We start from the raw sequence: 213 nt of genomic DNA on the forward strand, positions 1-213 counted from the left end.
GGCAAGCCAGGCCACTTTGTTAACCATGTTAGAGCCCGCACTCGCAACTGTATTAGCAGTGGTGATTGTAGGAGAAAAGTTCACAGCTATTGGCTGGATTGGCATTACTTTAATAATACTGTGTTTATTGATTCAAATGGCACGTAAACCAGCGGTGCCAGTTACACCAGCGGTTACCTAGCTAAAATTCAGCATCCACCGAAAAACTCATGG

Annotated in this window: 1 protein-coding gene; it reads left to right on the forward strand. The window is 44.6% G+C overall.

Annotated features, from left to right (window positions below; genetic code table 11):
* Positions 1–181 (forward strand): EamA family transporter (locus AACQ14_RS24220; RefSeq protein ID WP_339366094.1); only part of this gene is annotated, 181 nt, incomplete at its 5' end.
* Between the last annotated feature and the right edge of the window lie 32 nt (positions 182–213).

It is taken from the genome of Vallitalea maricola (genome assembly GCF_036985595.1).
GTDB classification, from domain to species: domain Bacteria; phylum Bacillota; class Clostridia; order Lachnospirales; family Vallitaleaceae; genus Vallitalea; species Vallitalea maricola.